The sequence below is a fragment of the Cryobacterium sp. TS_SC_7 genome (genome assembly GCF_056156285.1).
Genome location: NZ_CM149589.1, coordinates 1205502 through 1231770, shown reverse-complemented (window position 1 = coordinate 1231770; position 26269 = coordinate 1205502). Strand labels below are relative to the sequence as shown.

Here is a 26269-nt window from a genome sequence, read left to right as displayed (position 1 = left end):
GTCAGGCTCCGCGCGAGACTGGCGGCTTCGCGGCGAGCATCCGCTCGAGCGCGATGCGGGCATTACCGGCGACGTCCAGGGGTACCTGAATCCGGTTCAGCACCTCGGGCGCACGGTCGGCCGTGCCCACAAGCGCCTCGAGCACCCAGGCCAGGTAGCCGGAGTGGATGCGATACATGGTGGAGCAGGGGCAGACCACAGGGTCGAGGCAGAAGATGGTGTGCTCGGGGTGCTCGGCGGCGAGGCGCTGCACCAGGTTGATCTCGGTGCCGATGGCGAACGTGGTTCCGGCCGGGGCTGCCTCGATGGCCTTCTTGATGAAGTCCGTGGAACCGTAGGAGTCGGCGGCGTCGACCACGCTCATCGGGCATTCCGGGTGCACGATCACTCTCACGCCGGGATGTTCCTGTCGCGCCACCGCGATCTGGTCCACCGTGAACCGCCGGTGCACGCTGCAGAATCCGTGCCAGAGCACGACCTGCGCGGCTTCGAGCTCCGCCGTGCTGTTGCCGCCCAGGGGCTTGCGCGGGTTCCACATCGGCATGCGGTCGAGCGGCACACCCATCGCCTTGGCCGTATTGCGGCCGAGGTGCTGGTCGGGGAAGAACAGCACTCGGCGGCCGCGTTCGAACGCCCACTCGAGCACGGTTTCGGCGTTCGACGACGTGCAGACGATGCCGCCGTGCTCGCCGCAGAACGCCTTGAGCGCGGCCGAGGAGTTCATGTACGTCACCGGGATCACGGGCACGCGGCCGTCGGCGTCAGGCTCGGTGCCGTAGAGGTCTTCGAGCTGCTCCCAGCAGTCGGTGACGGAGTCGATGTCGGCCATGTCGGCCATGGAGCAGCCGGCGGCGAGGTTCGGCAGGATGACGGCCTGATCCGCGGTGGAGAGCAGGTCGGCGGTCTCGGCCATGAAGTGCACACCGCAGAAGATGATCGCCTCGGCGTCGGGCCGGCTCTTCGTCGCCTGCGCCAGCTGGAAGGAGTCGCCCACGAAGTCCGCGTGCGCAAGCACCTCGTCGCGCTGGTAGAAGTGCCCGAGAATCACCACCCGGTCGCCGAGCGTGGCCTTGGCGGCGCGGATGCGCTCACCCAGTTCCTGCGTCGTCGCGCGACGGTAGACCTCGGGCAGGTCGCCCTGGCGTGGTGACCCGGTGGGGATGACGTCGCCCATCGACGCCCCGGGGCCGTAGCCCGGCGCGCCGGAATCGAACTCCCAGGGGGCGGTGACCAGGTCGGGGCTGCAGGTGCTTCCGGCGGCCGCTCCCGTGCTGATGAGTCGGATGGTCTGGTCGACCGATGCGATGGTCATGGGGTAACTCCTCGGTGTTCAGAAAAGCGGTGTTCAGAAAAGCGGCGTTCAGACAAGGGGCGTTCAGGCAGGTTGTGCGTGGCCAGGGGGCCTGCGGGGCGGGTGGTCGTCATGCTTATCCGATCGCCGGCTCGAGTGCACCCGAATCGACCGCGTGCACGGAGTCGTTGTAGCGGTACAGCCGCGGCGGGCGGTGCGGCACCCCGGCGACGCGCTGGCCGGTGTCGACGACCGTGCCCGACGATTCGATCGTTCGCCGGAAGTTGGCCGGGTCGAGCGCCTTCTGCAGCACGGCCTCGTGCACCTCCCGCAGCTGCGCGAGAGTGAACGTCTCGCCCAGGAATGCGTGCGCGATACGGGAATACTCGACCTTCGTGCGCAGGCGCCAGAGGGCGTACTCGACGATGCGGTTGTGGTCGAAGGCCAGCGGCGGCAGATGGTCGGCGGAGAACCACTGCACGTTCTTGTCCACGACCGCCAGGGCGGCCTCGTCGGACTCCACGAGTGCCCAGTAGACGACCGAGACCACCCGGCCGCCGGGGGAGCGGCCCGGATCACCGAACGTGTAGAGCTGTTCGAGGTATTTGGGGGTCAGCCCGGTGGTTTCGCGCAGGGTGCGGGCGGCGGCGCCGGCCAGTTCCTCGTCGGTCGGCAGTCCGCCGCCGGGGAGTGCCCACTGGTCGAGGTAGGGCTCGCGGGTGCGGCGCACGAGCGGCAGCCACAGGGTCGAGAAACCCGACTCAAGGTCCGGCCGCAGGGCGAAGATGACCGTCGACACGGCGAGGGCCGCCCCGATCTGTCCGTTCATCCGCACCATCCACTCGGTAAAGGTCAATCTGACTCTAACTGAATGGGACCATCTTATAGTCAGACTGACCAGAAGTCACGCGCCTGGGGCGGGTGACGGGGAGGGCGGGGACTCCGTCAGGCCGCCCGGTCAGCGGCCCTGCGGCACGGATGCCGGTGGGAGCACAGCAGCGCGGCGGGCGTTCCTGCCGGTGAGACCCCAGATCGTGACCCGACCCATGGCCTCGGCCACGATCGAGCCGCTCATCTTCGAGGATCCGAGGGTGCGTTCCACGAATGTGATCGGAATCTCGACCACCGTGAGCCCGGCCCGCACCGCACGCAGCAGCATGTCGATCTGGAAGCAGTAGCCCAGGCTGTCGACACTGGACAGGTCCATGCGCTCGAGCGCGTGGGCGGAGTAGACGCGGTAACCGCCGGTGACGTCACGCTGGCGCAGGCGCAGCAGAACGCGCGAGTAGACGGAACCACCCCGAGACAGCAGGCGGCGGTGCCACGGCCAGTTCTCGACCGCGCCGCCGGTCACCCAGCGCGAGCCCAGCACCACGTCGGCCGCATCCGTCGCCCTCAGCAGCGCCGGCAGCTGTTCGGGGAGGTGCGATCCGTCGGCATCGAGCTGCACCAACCGTTCGTAGCCGCGGGACAGACCCCAGGTGAACGCTTCGAGGTAGGCGGCGCCGAGGCCCTCCTTCCGAGTGCGGTGCAGCGTGTGTACCTGGGAATCCGCGGCGGCCAGCGCGTCGGCCAGCGCTCCCGTGCCATCGGGGGAGGAATCATCCACCACGAGCACGTCGCCCGCCGGCACGCTCGCCCGCACTCGGCCCACGATCGACGCGATATTGTCACGTTCGTTGTAGGTCGGGATGATGATCAGGGTCCGAGCCATGGAGCTACCTTGCCATTTCGATGATGAGCGTGCGGTTCAGCAGGGTCGACGACGTGACCGTGAAGCCGAGCTGCTGCAGGCTGCGGATGTCGTCCCCGCGTCTATTCTCGCCGCTGCCCTCGTACTGCAGCACCCAGACCCGGTCGGTTCCGGTGAGCCGGTCGGTGACGTCGGCCAGAGGCAGCGTCACATCCCACAGGGCGTCGGTCGAGTCGAAGGAGCGGCCCAGGGTGACGTCGTTCAGTCCCGCGAAGGCGTCCGGGTACACGTGCAGGGCCAGCCGGGGTTTCCGCGACGGTCTCACACTCTCGTCGAACACGACCGCATCGCCCGGCTGGGCGCCAGCCCGCACGACCTCGGCCGCCTGACGCAGGTCGGCGCCGTAGTTCTTGCCGAATTCGCTGCGCTGGTCGAGGTAGCTGGGCAGGGCCAGCGCCGCGATGAGCACGAGGGCCGCGGCCTGAGTCCAGCGTGGCCGCAGGCAGGCGATCCCCACGGCGATGGCGATCGCGGCGGCCGGTGTGCAGACCGACAGGTACCGTAGCGAGTACATCGGGGTGATGAGCTGTGTGCCGATCAGGAGTGCTGCGCTCGGCAGGATCATCCAGGCCAGCATCACCGCCAGCGCGGCCCTGGTGTTCGGCCCTGCCGATTCGACCATGGGCACGGCGAACCGACCGCGGCCGGTCACGACCAGGCCGGCGAACACCAGCACGACGGCCACCAGCACCAGACCCCAGGCCAGAATCGCCAGGGACGTGTTGCCGAACCACTGGTACACCGCGGCGGTCAGCACCGCGATCGGAGGGCGGCGCCCGATGAAGGCGATCTGGTCCCGCTGCTCGATACTGGCCAGCATCACGGGTGCGGCCAGGGCGAGGCCGGCGGCGGTCGCCAGCACCCAGGCGCGAAGGCTCGCCATCCTGGCACCTGCGTTCGGCGTCAGCAGCAGCACGGCGAGGCCGAGAACCGGAACCAGGAGCAACACATAGAGGAAGAAGTAGATGCCGGCGGCCAGCAACAGGGAATAGCCGCCCCAGAGCGCGAACCGCGTGCCGGCATTCAGGTCGCGGTCGCGCAGCAGGCGCACCAGCAGCACGGTCAGCCAGACGGCGACCGCCGTGGCGATGGCGGTGGAGCGTGCCTCCGCGCCCATATAGGTCACCCGCGGGAGCACCGCGAAGACGAGGGCTGCGATCACGCCGACCCGGGTGGAGATCAGGGTGCGGGCCAGCGCGAACGTCCCGGCCGTCGCGACGCCGACGGCCAGGGCGCTCAGGGCCCTGGTCGACAGTTCGGAGGACCCGAAGAGGTCGATCCAGACGTGCAGAACGAGGTAGTAGGCGCCGTGCACGGCATCGACATTCCCGAGCAGCGCGAACAACCCGGGAATCGACCGTTCCGCCGACATGACGCTGGCCGCCTCGTCGCCCCAGAACGACGGCTGCCATGACCCGGCCACCGACACGAGAAAGCCGAACAAACCGAGGAGCGCTGCCAGCCCACCCGTTCGACCCAGGGGACGGGTCGGTGCTTCGGTGCGAGCGAGGCGGGAAACCACAGACGGGGAGGACACGCATATACGTTAGGCCACCTCGCTGAACCCTGATACCCGGTCGGGCAGGGCTGCCTGCGGGTGTCGACGGGCAGACGGGCACGGATGCGGCGGGCCGGTTCGCGGTTTCCCACGGCGGCTAGGCTGGCGGCATGATCGATCCCCGCGTGACCCGCGCTGTCGCAGCCGTCGATCCCGGCGCCCACCCCGTGGGGTCTGGTGTCGGAGTGGCCGTGGCCCAATTCGCCCCCGGTCCCGACCAGGCCGCCAACCTCTCCGTCATGCGCGCGCTCGCCGGGACGGCCGTCGCCCGCGGGGCCCGGCTGATCGTCTTCCCCGAATACTCAGCGTTCTTCGAGCCGGTGATGGGGCCGTCCTTCGCCGCAGCGTCCGAGCCGCTCGACGGGGCCTTCGTTGCGGCCCTGGGGACGATCGCCGCCGATCTCGGCGTGCATGTCGTGGCCGGCATGCTCGAGACGACCGACGACCCGGACCGATTCTCGAACACGCTCGTTGCCCTGGACCCGGCCGGCCGCCTGGTCGCGAAGTATCGCAAACTGCACCTCTACGATGCGTTCGGCGACCGCGAGTCCGACTGGGTGCTGGCCGGACCGGTGCAGGAGCCCGAGACGTTCCAGGTGGCGGGGGTGCGGGTGGGCATGCAGACCTGCTACGACATCCGTTTTCCGGAGGTCACGCGACGCCTGGTCGACGTGGGGGTCGAGCTTGTTCTGGTGCCCGCGGAATGGGTGCGGGGCCCATTGAAGGAACAACACTGGCGCACACTGCTGACCGCGCGGGCCCTGGAGAACACCGTCTACGTGGCCGCGGCCGACCACGCGCCGCCGGTGGGAGTCGGCAACAGCATGGTGGTCGACCCGATGGGTGTGGAACTGGTCACGATCGGCGAGACGACGGATGTCGCGGTCGCCTGGGTGGCGACGCAGCGGCTGGAATCCGTGCGCGCCCGCAACCCCGCGCTGGCGCTGCGCCGGTTCACCGTGGTTCCACGCTGACGGGACGTACGATCAGAGGTCGGTGGCGATGGTGTCCTGCGAGGCAGGCGCGGCGCGCACCGTGAACTTCTGGTCCGGGCGCTGGCTTCGCTCGGATCGTTCCGGCCGTTCGGGCTCGGCCATCGCCCGCTCCTCGCCCGTGGCAACCAGACCCTGCGAGCTGTTCGCGGATCGGGTGAGCTGCGCGAGCCAGAGCGGGTTGATGCTGGGCGGCTGGCCGCCGGAGAACTTGAAGTACAGGGGGATGGCCGGATGCAGCCAGGCGGAACTGCGCCCGTTCCCGGCTTCGGCGGCGTTGCGCCAGGAGAGTAGGAAACTCTCCCCGCGGCGAAGTTTCTGCACGATCACGATCTGGAGATGTGCCAGAATCCGGTCGTCGAACTCAACCGTGACTCTGTCATACGTCAACGAACCCATGGCGCGCCGCTCTCAATCGATAGGGCTGTGCAGAAGGCCGCCCACAGCGAGTGGCCTCCTGAGGAATGATCCTCAGTTTGGTCGTATTGATCCCGGTTGACAAGTGAATCCGCCACGCCGCCGCGATCGCCCCCTACTGCGGGACGGGTGGCTGCAGGAGGCCGTGCAGTACCACATCGATCTCGGCGCTGAGAACCCGGGGCAGATCCGTCGCGGTCGAGCGCCCGATGCTCGCACGGATCAGTTCCATATGCAGCACCGAGAACACGGTGCGCGCCGCCAGCGAGGCATCCGTTCCCGGTCGGAGGCGCTCGACGCCGGGCATCGTGCCGTCGAAGCTGAGGAGCGCCGTTCCGATCGCCTCTTCCAGCTGATCGACCAGGGTCAGTGCCTCGGAGCGGTACGGTCCCGGTTCGCCGAAGAGGATCTCACGCTGGTAGACGGCCGTATTCTCCCGGTGGCGGGCCCCTGCGGTGACCAGCGGCCCCAGCAGGGCCATGATCCGGGTGCGCGGGTCCGAGCCGGCCGCCGCAGGCTCGTGCTCCAGGCTGCGGCGCCAGTCGTCGTTGAAGACCATCAGGAGCAGCTCCGCCTTCGATGAGGCATAACGGAAGAGGGTACCGATGGCGACATCCGCCCGGTCGGCGATGTCCTGTGTCGTCACCGCGGAGTAGCCCCGCTCGGTGAACAGTGCCGCTGCGGCGGTGTGGATGCGGGACTGCTTGTCCTGCTTGTTGCGCTCCCGCCGACCGGGGGCGACGGCGCTCGTCGGAGCCTCGTTCGGGGCGGCGCTGGTCGCCTGGCTGTGATCCATCGCCTTCAGCCTAGGTGGCGGACCGGCTTCGGCAGTCGGTCAAAAGAAAGGAGTACGCTCATTTATGAGTTACTTATAATTTTAAATCAGGAGTTGGTCATCATGGGTCGGGTTCAAGGCAAAGTCGCACTGATCAGTGGGGGCGCTCGGGGGATGGGTGCATCGCACGCCCGGCGTCTGCTTTCCGAGGGAGCGCAGGTCGTCATCGGGGACCTCCTCGACGACGAGGGAGCCGCCCTCGCGGCGGAACTGGGTGAGAATGCGCGCTACGTGCACCTCAACGTCACGGAGGAGGCGGACTGGACGCAGGCGGTGACCTTCACAGTCGAGACCTTCGGCGGCCTCGACGTGCTCGTCAACAACGCCGGCATCGCCAGCGCGGCCCCGATCGAGAACTTTCCGATCGACGTGTGGACGCGCACCCTGGAGATCAACCTCACCGGCACGTTCCTCGGAATGCGCGCCGCCATCCCGGCACTGTCCCGGCGGGGCGGCGGATCGATCGTCAACGTCTCCTCGGTGGAAGGGCTCCTGGGCAGTGCGGGGCTGCACGCCTACGTCGCATCCAAGTTCGGCGTTCGCGGCATCACGAAGTCGGTCGCACTGGACGTGGCGCCTCTCGGCATCCGGGTCAACTCGATTCACCCGGGGTTCATCGAAACGGCGATGACCAAGTCCCTCGACGTGAACATGGTCGAAATCCCCCTCCGTCGCGGGGCGAAGCCTGAAGAGGTCTCGAGCCTGGTGCTGTACCTGGCCAGCGACGAGTCCAGCTACTCGACCGGAGCCGAGTTCGTCATCGACGGCGGGCTGACGATCGGAATCCCGCACAACTGACCACGCAGGCCCGGCACAAGGTGTCGCAGCGTGGCGAAGGGCTTCTCCACGTGCGCGAAATGACCGGTGCCGGGCATTGTGGTGTGCTCGAAGCGGGGGATGACAGCATGGAGCCGCGCAGCATCCGTGTGCGCGACGAAGATGTCGGCGTCACCCTGCACCGCACGCACCGCGCACTCGATCCGGGACCACGACCGGTCGGCGTCGTAGCCCCCGGCCAGATCGGATGCCACGGCGAAGGCGTGCGGGCGCAGCTCGGTGGCGAGTGCACCGACCACGCTCTCGTGCAGCAGCTGCGGACGACGAAAGAGCGGAGCCGCAAGTAAGCGCAGCAGGTTCGTGCGGTGGAGTAGTCGGATCAGGACGTCACCATGGCGCCCGGCCCAGGCAAGAGCCCGCATCACCGGCAGCAGGGCGCCATACCCGGGCAGCGCGGCGAATCGGGCGACCGGGTGCCGCACGGTGTCGATGACCGAATAGGTGGTGGCCGAGACGAGGCCGACGAACGCGGTCGACCGGGTTTCGCAGGCGGCAAGTTCGAGGGCGACGAAGCCGCCCAGGGAATGGCCGATCACGCTCCACGACGTGTAACCGAGTGCCCGGGCGATCTCGGCGACGGCGGCCGCGGTCGCCTCGATCGAGCGGGAGGGCCCATCGGCCGGGAACGGCGAATCGCCCCAGCCGGGGAGGTCGGGGATGATCAGGTCGGTCAGGGCCAGCCCGGAGGCGTCGGCTGCGGCCAGCAGCGGCGTCCACGTGGTCCACGAACCGGCGGCGCCGTGCAGCAGGATCGTTGCCGTGGTGCTGCCGGTGCGGCGGCCGTGCCGAACCGAGACGGTGGTCCGGCTCAGGCGCATGGAACTCGTCGTGAGCCGCAGGCTGCGGGCATCCTTTGTCAGCGGGAACGGGCAGTAGGCACCCTGGTCCGGTACTTTCGGCGCCGGGGGGATCCGGCTCGGCAGGACCCGCGGATAGGTGGTCGGCCTGGTCTGGGCGAGGATGCTCATGGGGGTGGTTCGTCACGGCCGCCGCTGTGGATTGCCCGTTGTCATTCGCGGAACGGAATATGTGAGGGATCGGTGCCGTTGCCATCAGGGGGAACCTGCTTCCCCAGGCCGGCTGCGGCGCACGCGTCCCGATGGCACCCCTGCCCCACAGAAAGAGCTATTCGTGAATCTTTTCTCCCCGCTGACCCTCGGTGACCTGCAACTGCCCAACCGGCTCGTGATGGCGCCGCTGACCCGGGTGCGTTCCGGCATCGAAGGTGTGCCCGGCCCCCTCGTCGTGGAGCACTACAAGCAGCGCGCGTCCCTCGGCCTGATCGTGACCGAGGGTACCTACCCCAGCCACGCGGGCCAGGGTTTCCCGGGCCAGCCCGGCCTCGTGACCCCCGAGCAGATCGCCGGCTGGACCAACGTGGCCGACGCCGTGCACTCCGCCGGCGGGCGCCTGGTCGCCCAGGTCATGCATGCCGGTCGCGTCACGCACGAAGGCACGAACGGCGGCCGCGAAGTCGTGGCACCCAGCGCCATCGCCATTGCGGGTGAGACCCGCACCTACGAGGGCAAGGCCGCCTACCCGGTGCCGCACGCCCTCACGACGGACGAACTCCCCGGCGTGATCGCGGACTTCGTGCAGGCCTCCCGCAACGCCATCGCCGCCGGACTCGACGGCGTCGAGATCCACTCCGCGAACGGCTACTTGCTGCACGAGTTCCTGTCTCCCGCCTCCAACCAGCGCGACGACATCTACGGCGGCTCGCCGGAGAACCGCGCGCGCTTCGTCGTTGAGGTCGTCACCGCGGTGGCCGAGGCTATCGGTGCCGGCCGGGTGGGCATCCGTGTCTCCCCGGAGCACAACATTCAGGACGCCCTCGAGACGGATGCCGCCGATGTGCTGGCGACGTACGGCGCTCTGGCCGACGCACTCGCCCCGCTGGGACTGGCCTACCTGAGCGTCCTGCACCGCGAGCCGGCCGGTGACCTCGTGCAGCAGTTGCGGACCCGTTTCGGAGGTCCCCTCCTGGTCAACAGCGGTTTCGGCGAGGTCACCAACCGGGACGAGGCGATGGCCATCATCGCCGACGACCTGGCCGATGCTGTCGTCGTCGGACGTGCCGTGATCGCCAACCCCGACCTGGTCGCCCGCTGGCTCAAGGACCTGCCGCTGAACGCGCCCGATCCGCTCACCTTCTACGGTGCCGGAGCCGAGGGCTACACGGACTACCCGGCCCTGGCGCACTAGCACCAGCTTCCCGGCCCTCTGGCCTGACCTCATCCCGGCCCTCATCCCGGCCCGGCCCTCATCCCGACCCGGCCATGTGCATAACTCCTGCAATTTCTGAAGCGTTTGCGCCCCGCCCCCGGAATTCCGGGGGCGGGATGTCGGCGCCGACGAAATTGCAGGAGTTATGCACGAGGAAGCCGGGCTCCCGGCAGACTGCGGGCACGGCCGGGAGGCTACGGGGGCTGCCGGCTGTTACCGGGGGACGAGGCCTGCCAGTTGTGCGGCGGCGCGCTCGAGCACGTCCACCTTCTTGCAGTAGGCGAAGCGCACCAGCGAGGAGTACTCCGGACGGTGCGCTGCGGAGCAGAACGCGCTGATCGGCACCGCCACCACCCCGGCCAGGTCGGGCAGCGCCCGGCAGAGCTCGGCTCCGTCGGTGTAGCCGAGCGGCGCGGCATCCGCCACGATGAAATACGACCCCTGCGGCCGGCTGACTGCGAAGCCCGCAGCGGTCAGCCCTCGTTCGAGCACGTCCCGCTTGGCCTCAAGGTCGGCGGCGATGCCGGTGAAGAAGCTGTCCGGCAGGTCGAGGCCCCGAGCGATCGCGGGCTGGAACGGCGCACCGTTCACATAGGTGAGGAACTGCTTCACGGCGAGGATCGCAGTGACCAGGGAAGCCGGTGCGGTGAGCCAGCCGATCTTCCAGCCGGTGGTGCTGAAGGTCTTGCCACCGGAGGAGATCGTGATCGTGCGTTCGGCCGCGCCCGCCAGCGCCGCAACCGGAAGGTGGGGAACACCGAAAGTGAGGTGCTCGTAAACCTCGTCGGTCACGATGAGGGCGTCGTGCCGGTGCGCGAGGGCAACGATGAGCTCGAGAGTCTCGGGCGGCAGCACGGTGCCCGTGGGGTTGTGCGGGTTGTTCACGATGATCAGCCGGGTGCGGTCGGTGATCGCGGCGCGGAGATCATCGGGGTCCGGCTGGAAGTCGGGCGCCCGCAGGCGCACAGTTCGATGGATGCCGCCGCCCAGCGCAATCAGACCCCCGTAGGCGTCGTAGAACGGCTCCAGGGTGACCACCTCGTCGCCCGGCTCGATCAGAGCGAGAATGGTGGCGGCCAGCGCCTCGGTGGCGCCCGCCGTCACCAGGACTTCGGTGTCCGGGTCGACGGACAAGCCGTAGAACCGGTGCTGGTGACGCGCAACGGCACTGCGCAGCACGGGCAGACCACGCCCCGGCGGGTATTGGTTCACCCCGTCGGAAATCGCCTGGCGTGCGGCCTCGAGCACCTCAGCCGGACCGTCTTCGTCTGGAAAACCCTGACCCAGGTTGATGGCACCGGTGCGCAGGGCGAGGGCGCTCATCTCCGCGAAAATACTCGCGGCGACGCTGCCGTCTTGCGCCAGCAGCCCGGCCCCCCGGGCCGTGCGTCGCCAGGCCCCGGAGATTGTCATCGTGTCACCTGCATTCCTCCAAACTACGACATGTGGATAGTTCGAGCGCCGCCGGGCCGGATGCCCTAGGTTGGCCGGATGCGGACCGTCACGCGTCACCTCAGCCTGAGCCTGGTGCTGCTCGCCGCGCTGTCACTCGCCGGCTGCGCCCCCGAGCCGGCACCGCAGGCATCGGAGACGACCGCGCCAACGGAGGCCCCCGTCTTCGCCTCGGACGCCGAGGCCCTCGCCGCGGCCACAGAGGCCTATGCGGCGTACCTGGCCATGTCAAGCCAGATTGCTCGAGAGGGTGGCGTCGCACCCGAACGAATGAGGCAATATGCGAGCGGAGGTGCTCTCACTGCAGAGATGAAGTCCTTGAACGGATTGGCCGCAGGTGGTTTGCGAGGGGTAGGGGCTCTGTCCTTCGATTCGATCACTATCCAGGAGGTTGACTTGGCCGTGGGAAGAATAGAAACGTACTTGTGCATTGACGTGTCCGGGGCAGACGTTGTGAATGGGGATGGTGTGAGCACCGTTCCCACTGATCGATCGCTGAGAGTCCCGCTCCAAGTCGGGTTCATCCACCTCGACACAGGTGATCAACTCCTCGTTGAGAAATCAGAGTCATGGTCCGGTTCAAATTTCTGCTGAACGCGGTCACTGTTTCTTGGCTGCTCGCTTCAACGGCCCAAATAGCATCCCCACTTATATTCGACGTGTCCTGCGCGGGGTGGGGAGCGACTCAAGGTGAATGTCAGCCACCAGCAGCATCGGGCAACATCAACAACGGCGGAGTGGACCTGTCGGCGGGGTACGAGACCGGCGGCGGCCAGGCATCCGGCGGCCAGGAGTCCGACGGCGGGTCAGGTTCCGGCGGTGAGGGCGACGGGAGCGGCGACGGGAACGGCCCCGGGGGCGGCGCTCCGGGGGCCGCACCCGTAGCCGATCCGCTGACGGTCGTGCGGGACGACTTCACGGTCGGCTGTATCCCCGGGTCGCCGTGTGATCCCAATCTCATCGTGCGGGTCAGCGACCTCGTCAACTTCCAGCCGTCGGCGCCGACCCAGGCGATGGAGCCTCGCGGCTGGAGCGTGGTGGGGTTGCCTGCGAACTTCATCGCCGCAGCATCCGTTCACACACTGTCGGGCACACTGCTGGGGTTTCCGGCTGAGGTGCGCTTCACCCCGATCGGCTACCGCTGGTCATACGGCGACGGGGCGGAGGCCCGCACCACGGGGGGCGGGGCAACCTGGGCGGCGCTGGGCCTGCCGGAGTTCTCCGATACCGCGACCAGCCACGTGTTCCGCCGTGCGGGCGTCTACTCGGTGCAGGCCTCGGCCGTCTACTCGGCTGAGTTCCGGTTCGCCGGCCCCTCCTGGCGCGCGGTTCAGGGTACGCTGCCGGTGTCGGCCGGCCCCCTCGGCGTGACCGTGGGCGACGCTCGCACGGTGCTCGTCAACCGAACCTGCACCACGAATCCGGCCGGTCCGGGCTGCTAACCGCGGGGATCGACGGGGTGCGGAGCAAGTCACGGCTTCGTCATTGAACGCTCCCAGCTTGCGCATAGCATTCGTACAGGTTCACGCGTCAAGGTGGAATCGCTTGGAAGGAGCACCCATGACCGACAACACACCGGAAACCGGCTCATCACCCGACTCCGACAAAGACGCAGTTCCGTTCGAAGTGAACGCGGCCGGCGAGGCCAACGCCCCGGTGCAGCCCACCTCCGTCAATTCCTCCCCGAGTACCCCCACCGCCCCCACCCCGGCGGATGAGCAGGCGACCGAGGTCATCGCACCCGATTCCCTGCCCATGGGCCCTCAGCCGGCACCTGCCCAGCCTGCCGCCGCTCAGCAGCCCGCTTCGGCCACCCACCCGACACAGTCATACGCCACGGATGCCTTCGGCCGCCCGATCCAGGGTGCACCGTCCCCGAGCACCCAGAACGCCTACGCGCCGACCGCGGCCCCGCAGGCCTACGCCCAGCAGAACGGTCAGACCGGGTACCCCGCCGATCAGGCCGGCGCTGCCCGCAAGGCCCCCCGTCGCTCGGGAAACGTCGCCCTGATCGCGGCCCTCGCCATCGGAGCACTCGTCGGCGGGGCATCCGGCGCCGGCGTCACCGCGTTCATGCTCACCAGCCAGAGCAGCGGCATCCCGGTGAGCGAGGCCAGCGGCCCCAGCAGCGTCGTGGTCAACAACACGGACAGTGTCAACCAGATCACCGCCGTCGCGGCCAAAGCCACGCCCAGCGTCGTCACCATCAGTGCGTCCAGCGACGGCTCGGGCGGAACCGGATCCGGCGTCATCCTGAGCGAAGACGGTTACATTCTGACCAACACCCACGTGGTCACCCTCGATGGCGCCGCCTCCGACGCCGCGCTCCAGGTCACCGGCAGTGACGGCAAGCTGTACACCGCCACCCTCGTCGGCACCGACCCGATCTCTGACCTCGCCGTGATCAAGCTCGACGACGTCAGCGGACTGACGCCGATCAAGTGGGCCGACTCCAGCAAACTCAACGTCGGCGACACGGCCATCGCCATCGGAGCCCCGCTCGGCCTCTCCGGCAGCGTCACCGACGGCATCGTGAGCGCGCTCAACCGCAGCATCTCGATCGCCTCCTCGGCCGCACCGTCCACCCCGGACAGGACCGAACCCGACGACCAGAGCCCGTTCTTCTTCGACCTGCCCGACCAGAACGGCGGCCAGGCTCAGGCTCCCTCCACCGGCAGCATCTCGCTCTCGGTGATCCAGACGGATGCCGCGATCAACCCGGGCAACTCCGGCGGCGCCCTGCTCAATTCCAAGGGTGAACTGATCGGCATCAACGTCGCCATCGCCAGCGCCGGCGGAGACTCGGCTGCGGCCGGCAGCATCGGCGTGGGTTTCTCGATCCCGTCCAACCTGGCCAAGCGCATCTCCGACGAACTGATCGCCACCGGCTCTGCCAGCCACGGCCTCCTCGGCGCCAGCGTCACCAGCGCGGCCGGCAGCGAGGGGAGCACCACCGTCGGCGCCCTGATCAGCGAGGTCTCGCAGGGCGGTGCGGCCGACAAGGGCGGCCTGAAGGCAGGCGACATCGTCACCAACCTGAACGACGTTCCGATCACCGACGCGAACGACCTCACCGCCCAGGTGCGCGCTCTTGCTGCAGGCGAGAAGGCCGACGTGACCTATGTGCGCGACGGCAAGTCGGTCACCGTCTCCGTCACGCTCGGCGAGCTCACCAGCTGACCCCTGCTCCTTCACAGCACCCGCTGCGCCTTCGGTGAGTCCACCGGCGGCGCAGTCGGCGTTAACGGGCCCGATGCGGGCTCTAAAGGGGTGGCTGGTAGGCTCGGACATCCCTCCAGAAGAATGGAACTATGACCAGCCAGGAGCCCACTTCCGGAGTCAAATCCCTGCTCGGGGTTTCCTATGTGATGCCGGTCCTGAACGACGTGACGCATGTGCGCGCCGCCGTGACCAGCCTGCTTCGTCAGGACTATGAGGGACCGTTCGAGGTCACTCTGGCCCTCGGCCCGAGCATCGACGGAACGACCGAACTGGTCGAGGAGATGGCGGCGGTCGATCCGCGCATCCGTATCGTCGCCAATGAGATCGGTTCCACCCCGGCCGGACTGAACACCGCCATTCGCGCTTCGCAGTATCCGGTCGTCATTCGCGTCGACGCCCACTCGGTACTGCCGTCGGACTATGCCCGCATCGCGGTCGAGACCCTGGAGCGCACCGGTGCCGACAATGTCGGCGGTGTGATGGACGCCCAGGGTGAGCAACCGTTCCAGAAGGCCGTCGCCCGCGCCTACGGCACAAAAATCGGGCTCGGCGGAACGCCCCTGCATGTGGGCGGGCCGGAAGGCGCGGCGGAAACCGTGTACCTGGGGTGTTTCCGGATGGACGGCATCGTGCGGGTCGGTCTCTTCGACGAGGGCATCAAACGCGGCCAGGACTGGGAACTCAACCGGCGGCTGCGGGAGGCCGGGGGCGTCGTGTGGTTCACGCCCCGGCTCCGGGTCGTCTACCGGCCGCGCCCGAGCCTGGCCCGGCTGGCCCGGCAGATGGTCTCCACCGGCCTCTGGCGGGGCGAGCTCGCGCGCCGCTATCCGGCGTCCAACGGCATCCGTTACTTCGCGCCGCCCGTAATGGTCCTGGGCGTCTCGGTCGGAATCCTGGCCGGAGTGGCCGGTCTGGTTCAGCTGGTCACCGGGGTGACCCCGTGGCTGCTGCTCGGGTTCCTGATCCCCGCGGCCTATCTGCTCCTCGTGGCCATGGCCACGGTGCTCGTCACCCGGCCGGACGGGTTTCGTGCCGGGGTGTGGTTTCTCGTAGTCTTGCCCTGCATTCACTTCTGCTGGGGGATCGGCTTCCTGCTGGGGTATTTGAAACTCACCACCAACATCACGGCCCATACCGGAAGGCAACCATGACGTCAGCGAATCCCGCGGCGGCTCGCCCCTCCTCGATCGACGAACTCCGCCGGGTGGCCCAGCCGCCCGAGGTGCGGCTGCGGGCGAACGCCGAGCACTGGACGGCGTCGCTCTACCTGCGCGACATCTCCCCGTACCTGACCTGGATGCTGCTGAAGACCCGCATCTCCGCGAACGGGGTCACCGGCCTGATGATCCTGGTCGGCTGGTCCACGGCCGCAGCCCTGCTCATCCCCGGCATCTGGGGTGCGTTGCTCGCGCTGGTGCTCGGGCAGCTGCAGATGCTGGTCGATTGCTCTGACGGCGAGGTCGCCCGGTGGCGCCGACAGTCCTCCCCGGCCGGCGTGTTCCTCGACAAGGTCGGGCACTACACGACCGAGGCCCTCATCCCGATCGCATTCGGCATCCGGTGCGCCTTCTACCCGTTCGAAGCTCCGGCCGACTTCCTCTGGACGACCCTCGCCCTGCTGCTCGCCCTGATCATCGTGCTGAACAAGGCGCTCAATGACATGGTGCACGTGGCCCGTGCGAACGCGGGGATGACGAAGCTCGCCGATCGCAAGCATGAGCAGACGCCGACGTCCAGCCTCATCGCCCGTGCCCGGCGCCTGGCCCGATTCCTCCCGTTCCACCGGCTGTACCACTCGGTCGAACTGACCATGCTGATCTTCGTCGCCGCGGTCGTCGGCAGCTTCCTTGGTGAGCCGACGGTCGACAGGTTCGTGCTGGTCGCGCTCGTCCCGCTGGCTTTCATCTCGCTGGTGGGCCACTTCGTGGCCATCATGGCGTCCAAACGTGTCCGGTCCTGACGCGTCTCCGGTCAGCCTCACCGTGCCGACCGTGGGGGTCGTACTGCTCACGCAGGGCACCAGACCCGATGACCTGACCCGCGGCATCCGGAGCATACTGGCCCAGAAGGGCGTACTCCTGGACGTGGTGTGCGTGGGCAACGGCTGGCAGCCGACCGGCCTGCCCGCCGAGGTGAAGACCCTCGGGCTGCCCGAGAACCTGGGCATCCCGGCCGGCCGTAACCGGGGCGTGTCCCAGGTCTCCGGGCAATATCTGTTCTTCCTCGATGACGACGCGAGCATCCCGGACCCGAATTTCCTGCGTGACGCCATTGCGGTGCTGGTCGCTGACCCGACCATCGGACTCCTCCAGCCCCGGGTGGTGGACCCGACCGGGATCGAATCGCCTCGCCGCTGGATCCCGCGAATCCGCAAGGGCGAAGCCACGCAGTCCAGCAATGTCTTCTCGGTGTGGGAAGGTGCCGTGCTGCTTCCCCGGGCCGTCTTCGACGCCACCGGGGGCTGGGCCGAACCGTTCTTCTACGCCCACGAGGGCATCGAGCTGGCCTGGCGGGTGTGGGATTTGGGGCTGCGCGCCTGGTACGCCGGCGAGCTGGAAGCCAACCACCCGGTCATCCAGCCCACCCGCCACGCCGACTACTACCGCCTGAACGCCCGCAACCGGGTCTGGCTGGCCCGGCGAAACCTCCCGGCCCTGCTGGTGCCCGTCTATGCCGGGTCATGGCTCCTGATCCAGCTGCTGCGGTGGGCGCGCACGCCGAGTGCCCTGCGTGCCTGGCTCGCCGGGTTCCGCGAGGGCTGGACCACCGACCCAGGGGAGCGGCGTCCGCTGAAGCTACGCACGGTGTGGCGGATGACGCGGGCCGGCCGGCCACCTGTCGTCTAACGATTCCGTCGTCAAGATCCCCTTCGGGGGTCATCGTCGCTCGAGGCGACCGGCAACGCCGGTATTCTTGACGCGTGGGTATACAACGGGACGTCAGGCTTGGGCTCAAGCTGGTCAGGGACGTCTCGGCGTCGCGTAAGGCGCAGCGTCTGCTGAACGGGCGGCTGTCGACGCGTGAGCCATTGCCCCGGCAGCATTTCAAGATCGCCGTGTACTTCGCCGATGGCGGCGTCAACCTCTACCAGATGCGCCAGTGGTACAAGCCGCTGGCCAAGCTTGCCGAAACCTGGCCGGTGCTCGTGCTCAGCCGGAGCGGGGCAGGCGCGCTCCCGCTGATCGAGGAGTCGCCGGTGCCGGTTGCCTACGTGCGCCGGGTCGCCGACCTCGAGCGGGTCCTGGCGGAGCAGGACATCCGGATCGTGTTCTATGTGAACCAGAATCCGCGCAACTTCCAGATGATGCGCTACGGGCGCCGCTGGCACGTCTTCATCAATCACGGTGAGAGCGACAAGATGTACATGGTCACCAACCAGATCAAGGCCTATGACTACGCCTTCGTCGCCGGTGACGCCGCCCTCGCCCGCCTCGACAAGGTGCTCTGGGACTACGACTTCGACAAGCGGGCGATCAAGATCGGGCGCCCTCAGGCCGACTACTACTCCGGGACGACCCCCTACCTCGCCGACGAGCGCCAGGTCATCCTCTACGCCCCGACCTGGGAAGGAGACCGGCCGGCCGCCGCCTACGGCTCCATCGCCACCCACGGTGTCGCCCTCGTGACGGCCCTTCTGAAATCAGGCCGCCACCGGGTGATCTACCGGCCGCATCCCCGCAGCGGCGTGGTCGACGCCGAGTACGGCGCCGCCAACAAGGCCATCATCGCCGCCATCGCCGCGGCCAACGCCCGGGATGCGTCCGCCCGGCACATCTACGACGCCAGCCCTGACCTCGGGTGGCAGCTCTCGGCCGCGGATGTCGCGATCGTCGACATTTCCGCGATGGTCTATGACCGCCTGGCCTCGGGCAAGGCCTTGATGGTCACGCGCCCGGTTGATCCGGCCGCCCAGATCGACACCAGCGGCTACCTCTCCGACTGCGAGTGGCTGCAGGACGACCGGGCCGGGAATATCCTCGACGTGCTTGACGACCTCACACACGACAGTGAGGCCCAGGACCGGCTCTCGGTCTGGGTCGAGCGCTACTTCGGCGACACCGGACCCGGGGTGGCCACCGATCGATTCCACGCCGCCGTGGCCCACCTGATGAATGAGTGGGAACGGTGCGACGCCGCGCACCCGCAGGCCGTGCGCATCGAGACGACGAACCCGACCGTCGAGGGGCCGGCGCTCGAAACCACGGACGTCGAGCCGCTTTAGTCCACGCTCCCGGGGGCCTGCGGATCCGGGGTGGGGGGCATCCGTCGACGCCCCATGCGCCCGGTGAGGCCGGCCAACGGGATGCGGGCCAGGCCGGGGATGCGGCGAGGCGAGGTGGTGCGGTCGACGATCTCCCGCACCCTGGGGTCGAGTTCCGGGCGGAATCCGAACGGGGGCTGGCCGAAAGCCAGGCGCGAGGAATGCACGACCCGCTTGCCCAGGATGTGGTTGCCGGCACCCCCGATGATGGCCCCTACGCCGAACGGCAGGGCCTTGCCGATCACGCTGGCGCCCCCCTTCGCGGCAAACTGCCGGATGAAGGAGCTCTGCAGCCGGTCGGTGAGTGGACCCATGATGGCCCGGGGGATGCTGGTCGTGACGAGTTCGCCCCAGTAGGCGGTGCGCGGGGCTCCGGCTCCGGATGCCTGGCCGGCCAGCTGACGCACGAGATCGGATCCTTCCCGGCCGAGCATCATGGTCATGACGAGGGCGCGTGCCCGGTCGGGATCGTCGACGGCGATTCCGTGCACCTCGCTCACGGATTGGGTGAACAGCGCGGTGGCCTCGAGGAACCCGGCCGTCTCGACTCCGGACAGGGCCAGCGTGACGCCCGTCCCGACGCCCGGGATCACGGCGGTCGCACCGACGGCAGCACCCCCGGTGGTGACGGCGGCAAGGTAGCGTCGCTCGAGGATCTGGATGATCTCCACCGGCGACGCGTGGGGTGAGCGACGCCGAACCGAACGGATGTGCGCCAGAACGGCGGGACGGTGGATCGCCATCACACGGTCGAAGCCGGTGATGATTCCCGACGGCAGCTGGCCGCCTTTCGGCATGCCGCCCGTCTCAGAGATCAGTGGTTGTGGCTTTCTGGCCATCAGAGTGCCCTCCTTCGGTCTCGCGTCGAGTTTACGTGCCCAGCCTGCGCCTCTGGCGAAAAACACGGTCCGCGCCTATACACAGAGAATGCCCGAGCCGAAGTCAGAAGCATCCCGTATCCTCGGCGTCCGTCTGCGTCACCGGCGCCGCCAGCTGTCCCTCAACCAGGAAGCAGTCGCGCATCTGGCCGGCCTCAACGTGTCCAATTACGCCAGGATCGACCGCGGCACCGGCAACCCCACTTTCCATACCCTGATTCGGCTCGCCTCGGTGCTCGGCATGGAGCCGGGCGATCTGGTCACCGGGTTCAACGCCGATCACCTGCCGCCCAGCGGAAACGGTGTGCCGGCAACGGATGTCGCAGCCGGCCGCCTGGGTTAGGCCGGTTTGATCCCGTATTGCGAGTTGTAGAGCGCCAGAACCTCGGCGATGGGAGCGTCCAGGACCAGCGCTCCCTTGTCGAGGTAGAGGCCGCGGGTGCAGAACCGCTTCAGGTCCCGCTCGTTGTGGGACACGAAGAACAGGGTTCGCCCGCCGGCGAGCAGTTCCTCGATGCGGCGGTAGCACTTCTCCCGAAACGCCTTGTCACCGACGGCGAGCACCTCGTCGACGAGCAGGATGGGCTCTTCGAGCCGCGAGATCACGGCGAACGCGATGCGCACCTTCATCCCGCTGGAGAGATGCTTGTAGGGGGTCTCGACGAACTCGGCGATCTCCGCGAATTCGATGATCTCGTCGAAGCGCTCGGCGATCTGCTTCTTGGTCATGCCGTGCAGACCCGCGGTCAGATAGACGTTCTCGCGCACGGTGAGGTCGTCGACGAACCCACCCGTGATCTCGATCAGGGGAGCGACGCCCTCGGCTACGCGCACGGTACCCTCGTCCGGCAGGACGACGCCGGTGACCAGCTTCAACAGGGTCGATTTGCCTTGGCCGTTGCGCCCGACCACTCCGATGGCCTCGCCGGGCTGCACGGTGAACGCCACGTTCCGCAGGGCCCAGAACTCGCCGGGACGGATGCGACGCCGTCGCGCCGAGAACATGTCCTTGAACGAACGTCGGCCGCGCCGGTTGCGGCGAAAACGGATGCCGACGCCCGACAGGGTGATCACCGGTGCCGGCATCAGATCTCCTTCAAGACCGCGCGCTCGGTGCGCGTGAAGACAATCAGGCCGATCCCGAGGAAGAGCAACGACATCAGCGCGCTGATCAGAACGAGGGTCCAATCGAGCTGCTCGGGGAAGAACGCGGCCCGGTACAGATTGAACAATCCGCTGAGCGGGTTGAAGCCGGCCCAGAACTGCAGTTCCGTGGGCAGGTCCGCGGTGCCGTAGATGATCGGGGAGGCGTAGAACAGGAAGCGAAGGATGAGCTTCACCGCCCGCTCCAGGTCGCGGAAGAAGACCACGAGAGGAGCGACGATCAGCCCGATCCCCGCGGTCAGGATGGTCTGGATCAGGATCGCAAGGGGGAAGAGCACCACCCACCCGCTCAGCTCGGCGCCGGCGACAGTCGCGAACAGCAACAGCACCGGGATGGAGGCCACGAACTCGATGCCCTTGGACAACACGAGCCGGTTCACCCAGATCGTTCGGGGGATGCGCGTGGACCGAATCAGCTTCGCCTCGCGCAGGAACGCGCGGGTGCAATCGGACACGGTGCCGTTGAACCACATCCACGGCAGCAGCGCCGAGAGCAGAAAGACGATGTACGGTTCGTGGCCGACGGTGCGCTGGAAAACCTGGGTGAAGACGAACCAGTAGATCCCCGCCATCACCAGCGGGTCGAGGATCGACCAGAAGTAGCCGAGCAGCGACGTCGAGTAGCGCACCCGAAGGTCCCGCTGTGTGAGCAACCAGAGGGAATGCCGATACCGGGCGAACGATGTGCGCTGCTCAGGGCGCACTTCCGCGTAACTACTCACGCGCTCTATCGTAGGGGCGCAACACGCGCCCTACGAAAGGCACCGCTAGACGAAGAGGTTAGCCCGCTCGAGATCTTCGGCGAAGTCGACCTCGACCGCGTAGAAATCGGAGATGTCGAGAGGTTCGACCAGAAGGTTGTTCTTCTCGATCGCGAGCTCGATGCCGCGTTCGAAGTAGTCCTGGTCAGCAACCTTGGTGAGGTGGTGCAGCAGCACGGCCTTGTACGAGCTGGAAATGTAGTTGATGCCCACGGCCTCACCGAGGCCGCCCGTGACGGTCTTGGAGAGTTCCTTGATGTAGCCCTCGGCGCTGGTCGTGTACTTGACCTCTTCGTCGGACACCTTGGAGGTGTTCACGGTCACGAAGGACTGGTCACGGGCGACCATTGCCGCGGCGCGGTCGAGGATGGCCGGGTCGAAGACGACGTCGCCGTTCATCCACAGAACGCCGCCGGTGGTGGATGCCTGAAGGGCGCGCATCAGGCTCTTCGACGTGTTGGTCTGGTCATACTCTTCGTTATAAACAAAGGATGCCTGCGGAAAGGCCTCGATGATGTGCTCGAGCTTGTAACCGACGACGATGGTGACCTTCGCCTTCTTGCCGAAGGCGTGGGCAATGTTGTCGAACTGCTGCTGCATGATCGTTCGACCGTCGTTGAGCTCTGTGAGCGGCTTCGGCAGCGAACGGCCCAGTCTGCTGCCCATGCCCGCTGCCAAAATGACTACCTGGGTGGTCACGATTGTCTCCTCAAAAAGAATTCGAGTGAACGAGAAAACTCGTGTTCGTACCGAGTTTGTCTAAGGTTCACTTCTAAGTTCATGTATAGACACACCGTTATGCCAACTCCAGAGTACCCTACGGCTTCCAAAGGAGGGAAGGGGCGCAACCCTTCCGTGTCGTTTTCGTGACCCTCTGGCCGTGGCCGGACCCCGAAGAAATGTGTGCGCGGATGACCCCCGACCTCTGCGATGTCAGACGGTCCTTGGTAGGTTAGCGAGGTGACTCCCGAGCCCCCGAAATCAGAGCCCGACAAGAAGCTGGCGGCTGCGACCGCGCCAGAATCCGCAGAAAAACAGGCATCGGCACCGGCCGAGGTGCGCACAGCGCCGGTGCGTAAGGCCCCGGTCCGCAAGCCGTCGGCTCGCCCCGCGGCTACCCCCCGAACGACCACAGCCCGAACAACCGCACCGCGTAAGCCCGCTGCCACACCGACGCCCACGAAGACGCCGGTTGTCACGCCGGACGGCGAAGCAACTGCACCGACGAAAAGCGCCGGTACGTCGAAGTCCGTTCCGGCCGGCGCGACCGCGGCCCGGGCAACGGCTGCGCGCACAGCCACAGCGAAGTCGGATTCCACCGCCAAGACCGGCGCGGCCCGGGCGACCGCGGCCAAGGCCAGTGCGGCCCGTGCTGCGGCGAAGCGCGCGGCGGCCCTTGCCGCTGCCGCGGCGGCGCTCACTCCGGTCGCCCCCGAACCCACGGCAGTCCCTGCCGATCCGGTGTCTCCTGCTCCGGCGCCGCCGGAGAACGAGATTCCGCTCGTTCCGGAGGCAGGCGCTCCGTCCCTCCCCACAGTGGACGCCCCGGTCGAGCCGGAGATCGACGTGACCGTGGCGGCAGAGCCGGTCGAAAGTGACGCGGCCGTCGAGGCTGACGCGGCCGTCGAGGCTGACGCGGCCGTCGAGTCTGACGAGGCCGTCGAGTCCGACGAGAACGTCGGGTCTGACGAGAGTGTCGAGGCTGTCCAGTCAGACGAGCCTGACGAAGCGGACGAGTCGGACGAGTATGTCGCATCCGTCGCCGAGGTGTCGGCGAAACGTCCCGCGGGGAAACGCGTGCCGCGCAAGCGCACCCCGGTGCCGGTGGCGGCGACGCCGGATCCGGAGGCGCCCGTGGTTCTCTCCGTCAGCGGACTGCAGAAGAGCTTCGGACATACCGTGGCGGTCTCGGGGATCGACCTCGAGGTTCGCGCCGGATCGTTCTTCGGGATCGTCGGGCCGAACGGTGCCGGCAAGACCACGACGCTCTCCATGGTCACGGGGCTGCTCCGGCCGGACGCCGGCAGCGTCACTGTGAACGGAATCGACGTCTGGGGCAGCCCCATGTCGGCCAAACGCGTCATCGGGGTTCTGCCCGACCGTCTGCGGCTCTTCGACCGCCTGACCGGCGCCCAGCTGCTCTACTACTCCGGTGTGCTTCGCGGCCTCGACGATGTCACGGTGCGCCAGCGGTCGGCCGACCTGGCCACCGCCTTCGGCCTGGAGGACGCGCTCAATCGTCTTGTGGCCGACTATTCCGCCGGTATGACGAAGAAGATCGCGCTTGCCTGCGCCATGATCCACTCACCCCGCCTGCTCGTGCTCGATGAGCCGTTCGAGTCCGTCGACCCGGTTTCCGCCGTCAACGTCACGGAGATTCTGCAGAAATACGTCGCCAGCGGCGGAACAGTGGTGCTGTCCAGCCACGGTATGGACCTGATCCAGCGCGTCTGCGACCATGTGGCCATCATTGTGCAGGGCGCCGTGCTGGCGTCCGGCACCATCGACGAGGTCAGAGGCGAGAAGACGCTCGAGGAGCGGTTCATCGAGCTGGCCGGGGGACGCAAAGTGGCGGAGGGCATGGAGTGGTTGCACAGTTTCTCGGACTGAAGGTCCGCCTGCTCGCCAATCTGTTCCGGCGCAGTCCTTGGCAGGTCGTCGGCATCATCGTCGGCCTGCTCTACGGGCTCGCTCTCGCTGTCGGCCTCTTCGTCGTGCTCGTGGGTCTGCGTTTCACGGGTGACGTGGTGGCCGTGCGCGACGGCGTCATCGTCGCCGGGTCGCTGGTCGTACTCGGTTTCGCGCTGTTCCCGCTCGTGTTCGGGATCGACGACAGCATGGACCCGCGCAAATTCGCGACCATGGGCATCCCGACCCGGCGGTTAGCTCTCGGTCTGGCGTTGTCCTCGCTGATCGGCGTGCCGGCGCTCGTCCTGACGGTCGTCCTGGTCGGCACCGTTGTGACCTGGTCCAGGGGGGTGGGGGAGACACTGTTCGCCCTCGTCGCCGGCGCACTATTGCTGGCCACGTGCATGCTGGTGTCGCGGGTGAGCACATCCGTGGCGGCATTCCTGCTGGCGACGCGTCGGTCGCGGGAATTCACCGGCATCATCGGGGTGCTGCTGCTGGTCATGATCGCTCCCGTCGTGCTGCTGGCGCTCAACTTCGACTGGGACCGGTACGGGCTCGATCTGATCGGCGGGGTGGCGGCGATTCTGGGCTGGACCCCCCTCGGGGCAGCCTGGGCCGCGCCCGGGGACGCGTCGACCGGTCTCTGGGGAGAGGCCGTGCTGAAGCTGCTCCTCGCCACGGTCACGACCTACCTGTTGTGGCTGGCGTGGCAGGCGCTGGTGGCACGGATGCTCGTCACACCCGGTCGCGAGGCCCAGGTGCGCCACTACGGCGGGCTGGGATGGTTCGACAGCCTGCCGCACACCCCGATGGGCGCGATCGCCGCCCGCAGCCTCACCTACTGGCGCCGGGACTCGCGCTATTGGATGTCGGTCCTCATCATCCCGGTCATCCCCGTGATCGTGATCCTGCCGCTGTCCTTCGCTGGGGTTCCGATCAGCTATCTGGCGCTGCTCCCGGTGCCGCTGATGAGCGTGTTCCTGGGCTGGACCCTGCACAACGACGTCGCCCTGGACCACACCGCCGTGTGGTTGCACGTGGCCTCCGGCACCCGGGGCTTCGCGGACCGGATCGGTCGGCTGGTTCCGGCTCTCTTCGTCGGGATCCCCATGATCGCGGCCGGCTCAGCCATCAGCGTGTCGGTGTACGGCGACTGGGCGGTGATGCCGGCGATCCTGGGGGTGAGCACCAGCATCCTTCTGACCGGGCTTGGTTTCTCGAGCTATTCGTCGGCCCGCTTCCCATACCCGGCCAGCAAGCCGGGGGACAGCCCCTTCGTGCAGCCGCAGGCATCGGACACGGCCGCGGCTCTGATTCAATCCCTGACCTTCGCGGGGTCCATCATCCTGTCCCTCCCGGCGCTTGTGTGCGGCATTCTGGGCGTGTTCGTGGACCCGGTCTGGAACATCCCGGCGCTCGCCCTCGGCGTCGGTGTGGGCCTGTTCACCCTCGTCGTCGGGGTGTGGCTGGGCTCGCGCGCGTTCGAGCGGCGCGGTCCGGAGATGATCTCCTCGGCCGTCCGCGCCTAGGGAAGCCGACGCTGGCGCGGCATCCCCAGCGGCCGGCATGCGCAGCCAGTGCGCCCGTTCCGGTCGAGAGTGCCCGTTCCGCCGGTCACTCTCGACCGGAACGGGCACTCTCGGTGCCGGGACCAGACCGGCCTGCCCATCCGGGCACGGGTTGTTTTAGACTGGGAGCATGACTGAAAACTTTCGCGTGAGCATCGCAGAGCCCGGCAGCCCGGGCGCAGGCGGCGGCACGTCCACGCTCGACCGCGAGCTCGAGGAGCTCATCAACCAGGAGCAGATCGAGCCGGGCGACCACGAGCGTTTCTCGCACTACGTGCCCAAGGACAAGATTCTCGAATCGGCCATCTCCGGCAAGCCCGTGCGCGCCCTCTGCGGCAAGAAGTGGCTGCCCGGACGCGACCCGGAGAAGTTCCCGGTCTGCCCGAGCTGCAAGGCCATCTACGAGAAGATGAAGGCCTGACC

General features: G+C 67.8%; 26 protein-coding genes. 14 read left to right on the top strand and 12 right to left on the bottom strand.

The window, feature by feature from the left end; all coding sequences use genetic code 11:
• Position 1 precedes the first annotated feature (1 nt).
• The 4 genes from nadA to AC0J5J_RS05760 form a co-directional block, all read right to left on the bottom strand.
• Positions 2 to 1312 (bottom strand): quinolinate synthase NadA, encoded by a 1311-nt coding sequence (gene nadA, locus AC0J5J_RS05775; RefSeq protein ID WP_474899937.1) that lies wholly within the window; start codon positions 1310 to 1312, stop codon positions 2 to 4.
• Between the two features lie 115 nt (positions 1313 to 1427).
• Positions 1428 to 2129, bottom strand: a complete 702-nt coding sequence (locus AC0J5J_RS05770; protein ID WP_420898548.1) for an NUDIX hydrolase — start codon at positions 2127 to 2129, stop codon at positions 1428 to 1430.
• A 120-nt stretch (positions 2130 to 2249) separates the two neighbouring features.
• Positions 2250 to 3005 carry a polyprenol monophosphomannose synthase gene (locus tag AC0J5J_RS05765; protein WP_134424999.1) on the bottom strand — a complete coding sequence of 252 codons (756 nt, stop codon included), beginning with the start codon at positions 3003 to 3005 and terminating at the stop codon, positions 2250 to 2252.
• 4 nt (positions 3006 to 3009) lie between these two features.
• Positions 3010 to 4581, bottom strand: a complete 1572-nt coding sequence (locus tag AC0J5J_RS05760; protein ID WP_474899936.1) for a glycosyltransferase family 39 protein — start codon at positions 4579 to 4581, stop codon at positions 3010 to 3012.
• A gap of 131 nt (positions 4582 to 4712) precedes the next feature.
• Here AC0J5J_RS05760 and AC0J5J_RS05755 point away from each other — a divergent pair, with 131 nt between their 5' ends.
• Positions 4713 to 5576: a carbon-nitrogen hydrolase family protein gene (locus AC0J5J_RS05755; RefSeq protein ID WP_474899935.1), complete on the top strand. Its 864-nt coding sequence runs from the start codon at positions 4713 to 4715 to the stop codon at positions 5574 to 5576.
• 12 nt (positions 5577 to 5588) lie between these two features.
• On the opposite strand, the gene AC0J5J_RS05750 is transcribed toward AC0J5J_RS05755, so the two are convergent.
• Positions 5589 to 5993 carry a DUF7882 family protein gene (locus AC0J5J_RS05750; RefSeq protein ID WP_241972782.1) on the bottom strand — a complete coding sequence of 135 codons (405 nt, stop codon included), beginning with the start codon at positions 5991 to 5993 and terminating at the stop codon, positions 5589 to 5591.
• Between the two features lie 133 nt (positions 5994 to 6126).
• The gene (locus AC0J5J_RS05745; RefSeq protein ID WP_134424996.1) at positions 6127 to 6807 is read right to left on the bottom strand and encodes a TetR/AcrR family transcriptional regulator; all 681 of its coding nucleotides are present in this window, start codon (positions 6805 to 6807) and stop codon (positions 6127 to 6129) included.
• Between the two features lie 102 nt (positions 6808 to 6909).
• On the opposite strand from AC0J5J_RS05745, the gene AC0J5J_RS05740 reads away from it, so the two are divergent.
• Entirely contained in the window at positions 6910 to 7644 is a 735-nt protein-coding gene (locus AC0J5J_RS05740; RefSeq protein WP_134424995.1) for a glucose 1-dehydrogenase, read from the top strand.
• Here AC0J5J_RS05740 and AC0J5J_RS05735 read toward each other — a convergent pair.
• Positions 7581 to 8651, bottom strand: a complete 1071-nt coding sequence (locus AC0J5J_RS05735) for an alpha/beta fold hydrolase (protein ID WP_474899934.1) — start codon at positions 8649 to 8651, stop codon at positions 7581 to 7583. The two genes, AC0J5J_RS05740 and AC0J5J_RS05735, sit on opposite strands and share 64 nt — an antisense overlap.
• 163 nt (positions 8652 to 8814) lie before the next feature.
• Here AC0J5J_RS05735 and AC0J5J_RS05730 point away from each other — a divergent pair, with 163 nt between their 5' ends.
• On the top strand, positions 8815 to 9888 hold the full coding sequence (locus AC0J5J_RS05730) for an alkene reductase (protein ID WP_134424994.1): 1074 nt from the start codon (positions 8815 to 8817) through the stop codon (positions 9886 to 9888).
• 234 nt (positions 9889 to 10122) lie between these two features.
• On the opposite strand, the gene AC0J5J_RS05725 is transcribed toward AC0J5J_RS05730, so the two are convergent.
• Entirely contained in the window at positions 10123 to 11322 is a 1200-nt protein-coding gene (locus tag AC0J5J_RS05725) for an aminotransferase class I/II-fold pyridoxal phosphate-dependent enzyme (protein ID WP_474899933.1), read from the bottom strand.
• Between the two features lie 78 nt (positions 11323 to 11400).
• Here AC0J5J_RS05725 and AC0J5J_RS05720 point away from each other — a divergent pair, with 78 nt between their 5' ends.
• The 7 genes from AC0J5J_RS05720 to AC0J5J_RS05690 all read left to right on the top strand — a co-directional run bounded on the left by AC0J5J_RS05720 (position 11401) and on the right by AC0J5J_RS05690 (position 18805).
• Positions 11401 to 11955, top strand: coding sequence for a hypothetical protein (locus AC0J5J_RS05720; RefSeq protein ID WP_474899932.1), 555 nt, complete (start codon positions 11401 to 11403; stop codon positions 11953 to 11955).
• A gap of 143 nt (positions 11956 to 12098) precedes the next feature.
• Entirely contained in the window at positions 12099 to 12803 is a 705-nt protein-coding gene (locus AC0J5J_RS05715) for a PKD domain-containing protein (protein ID WP_474899931.1), read from the top strand.
• Positions 12804 to 12921: 118 nt separating this feature from the next.
• Entirely contained in the window at positions 12922 to 14541 is a 1620-nt protein-coding gene (locus tag AC0J5J_RS05710) for a S1C family serine protease (protein ID WP_474899930.1), read from the top strand.
• A 131-nt stretch (positions 14542 to 14672) separates the two neighbouring features.
• Positions 14673 to 15734 (top strand): glycosyltransferase family 2 protein, encoded by a 1062-nt coding sequence (locus AC0J5J_RS05705; protein ID WP_474899929.1) that lies wholly within the window; start codon positions 14673 to 14675, stop codon positions 15732 to 15734.
• On the top strand, positions 15731 to 16543 hold the full coding sequence (locus AC0J5J_RS05700) for a CDP-alcohol phosphatidyltransferase family protein (protein WP_134424989.1): 813 nt from the start codon (positions 15731 to 15733) through the stop codon (positions 16541 to 16543). Before AC0J5J_RS05705 ends, AC0J5J_RS05700 begins: the two co-directional genes overlap by 4 nt.
• Entirely contained in the window at positions 16530 to 17429 is a 900-nt protein-coding gene (locus AC0J5J_RS05695) for a glycosyltransferase family 2 protein (protein WP_474899928.1), read from the top strand. Before AC0J5J_RS05700 ends, AC0J5J_RS05695 begins: the two co-directional genes overlap by 14 nt.
• A 74-nt stretch (positions 17430 to 17503) precedes the next feature.
• Positions 17504 to 18805, top strand: coding sequence for a hypothetical protein (locus AC0J5J_RS05690; RefSeq protein WP_474899927.1), 1302 nt, complete (start codon positions 17504 to 17506; stop codon positions 18803 to 18805).
• Here AC0J5J_RS05690 and AC0J5J_RS05685 read toward each other — a convergent pair.
• On the bottom strand, positions 18802 to 19683 hold the full coding sequence (locus AC0J5J_RS05685; RefSeq protein ID WP_420898545.1) for a hypothetical protein: 882 nt from the start codon (positions 19681 to 19683) through the stop codon (positions 18802 to 18804). The two genes, AC0J5J_RS05690 and AC0J5J_RS05685, sit on opposite strands and share 4 nt — an antisense overlap.
• A gap of 88 nt (positions 19684 to 19771) precedes the next feature.
• On the opposite strand from AC0J5J_RS05685, the gene AC0J5J_RS05680 reads away from it, so the two are divergent.
• Positions 19772 to 20065 (top strand): helix-turn-helix domain-containing protein, encoded by a 294-nt coding sequence (locus tag AC0J5J_RS05680; protein ID WP_166785529.1) that lies wholly within the window; start codon positions 19772 to 19774, stop codon positions 20063 to 20065.
• Here the strand turns inward: AC0J5J_RS05680 and AC0J5J_RS05675 are convergent.
• Genes AC0J5J_RS05675 through AC0J5J_RS05665 form a run of 3 tightly spaced genes read right to left on the bottom strand, consistent with a single transcriptional unit; the run spans position 20062 to position 22346 of the window.
• Entirely contained in the window at positions 20062 to 20808 is a 747-nt protein-coding gene (locus tag AC0J5J_RS05675) for an ABC transporter ATP-binding protein (RefSeq protein WP_134424986.1), read from the bottom strand. The two genes, AC0J5J_RS05680 and AC0J5J_RS05675, sit on opposite strands and share 4 nt — an antisense overlap.
• Entirely contained in the window at positions 20808 to 21608 is an 801-nt protein-coding gene (locus tag AC0J5J_RS05670; RefSeq protein ID WP_241972779.1) for an ABC transporter permease, read from the bottom strand. The genes AC0J5J_RS05675 and AC0J5J_RS05670 overlap by 1 nt, the downstream gene beginning before the upstream one ends.
• A gap of 45 nt (positions 21609 to 21653) precedes the next feature.
• Positions 21654 to 22346 carry a phosphocholine cytidylyltransferase family protein gene (locus AC0J5J_RS05665; protein WP_134424985.1) on the bottom strand — a complete coding sequence of 231 codons (693 nt, stop codon included), beginning with the start codon at positions 22344 to 22346 and terminating at the stop codon, positions 21654 to 21656.
• Between the two features lie 261 nt (positions 22347 to 22607).
• Here AC0J5J_RS05665 and AC0J5J_RS05660 point away from each other — a divergent pair, with 261 nt between their 5' ends.
• The 3 genes from AC0J5J_RS05660 to AC0J5J_RS05650 all read left to right on the top strand — a co-directional run bounded on the left by AC0J5J_RS05660 (position 22608) and on the right by AC0J5J_RS05650 (position 26267).
• Positions 22608 to 24257 (top strand): ABC transporter ATP-binding protein, encoded by a 1650-nt coding sequence (locus AC0J5J_RS05660; protein ID WP_474899926.1) that lies wholly within the window; start codon positions 22608 to 22610, stop codon positions 24255 to 24257.
• Positions 24233 to 25807: a hypothetical protein gene (locus AC0J5J_RS05655; protein WP_474899925.1), complete on the top strand. Its 1575-nt coding sequence runs from the start codon at positions 24233 to 24235 to the stop codon at positions 25805 to 25807. Before AC0J5J_RS05660 ends, AC0J5J_RS05655 begins: the two co-directional genes overlap by 25 nt.
• 169 nt (positions 25808 to 25976) lie before the next feature.
• Entirely contained in the window at positions 25977 to 26267 is a 291-nt protein-coding gene (locus AC0J5J_RS05650; protein ID WP_474899924.1) for a DUF3039 domain-containing protein, read from the top strand.
• The last annotated feature ends 2 nt before the right edge of the window (positions 26268 to 26269 follow it).

Bases quoted from the DNA above. Each gene is read 5' to 3' on its own strand.
- AC0J5J_RS05745 (WP_134424996.1), bottom strand. From the start codon at position 6,807: ATGGATCACAGCCAGGCGACCAGCGCCGCCCCGAACGAGGCTCCGACG.
- nadA (WP_474899937.1), bottom strand. From the start codon at position 1,312: ATGACCATCGCATCGGTCGACCAGACCATCCGACTCATCAGCACGGGA.
- AC0J5J_RS05735 (WP_474899934.1), bottom strand. From the start codon at position 8,651: ATGAGCATCCTCGCCCAGACCAGGCCGACCACCTATCCGCGGGTCCTG.
- AC0J5J_RS05685 (WP_420898545.1), bottom strand. From the start codon at position 19,683: ATGGCCAGAAAGCCACAACCACTGATCTCTGAGACGGGCGGCATGCCG.
- AC0J5J_RS05740 (WP_134424995.1), top strand. From the start codon at position 6,910: ATGGGTCGGGTTCAAGGCAAAGTCGCACTGATCAGTGGGGGCGCTCGG.
- AC0J5J_RS05765 (WP_134424999.1), bottom strand. From the start codon at position 3,005: ATGGCTCGGACCCTGATCATCATCCCGACCTACAACGAACGTGACAAT.
- AC0J5J_RS05710 (WP_474899930.1), top strand. From the start codon at position 12,922: ATGACCGACAACACACCGGAAACCGGCTCATCACCCGACTCCGACAAA.
- AC0J5J_RS05680 (WP_166785529.1), top strand. From the start codon at position 19,772: ATGCCCGAGCCGAAGTCAGAAGCATCCCGTATCCTCGGCGTCCGTCTG.
- AC0J5J_RS05725 (WP_474899933.1), bottom strand. From the start codon at position 11,322: ATGACAATCTCCGGGGCCTGGCGACGCACGGCCCGGGGGGCCGGGCTG.
- AC0J5J_RS05770 (WP_420898548.1), bottom strand. From the start codon at position 2,129: ATGGTGCGGATGAACGGACAGATCGGGGCGGCCCTCGCCGTGTCGACG.
- AC0J5J_RS05750 (WP_241972782.1), bottom strand. From the start codon at position 5,993: ATGGGTTCGTTGACGTATGACAGAGTCACGGTTGAGTTCGACGACCGG.
- AC0J5J_RS05700 (WP_134424989.1), top strand. From the start codon at position 15,731: ATGACGTCAGCGAATCCCGCGGCGGCTCGCCCCTCCTCGATCGACGAA.
- AC0J5J_RS05720 (WP_474899932.1), top strand. From the start codon at position 11,401: ATGCGGACCGTCACGCGTCACCTCAGCCTGAGCCTGGTGCTGCTCGCC.
- AC0J5J_RS05650 (WP_474899924.1), top strand. From the start codon at position 25,977: ATGACTGAAAACTTTCGCGTGAGCATCGCAGAGCCCGGCAGCCCGGGC.
- AC0J5J_RS05705 (WP_474899929.1), top strand. From the start codon at position 14,673: ATGACCAGCCAGGAGCCCACTTCCGGAGTCAAATCCCTGCTCGGGGTT.
- AC0J5J_RS05755 (WP_474899935.1), top strand. From the start codon at position 4,713: ATGATCGATCCCCGCGTGACCCGCGCTGTCGCAGCCGTCGATCCCGGC.
- AC0J5J_RS05675 (WP_134424986.1), bottom strand. From the start codon at position 20,808: ATGCCGGCACCGGTGATCACCCTGTCGGGCGTCGGCATCCGTTTTCGC.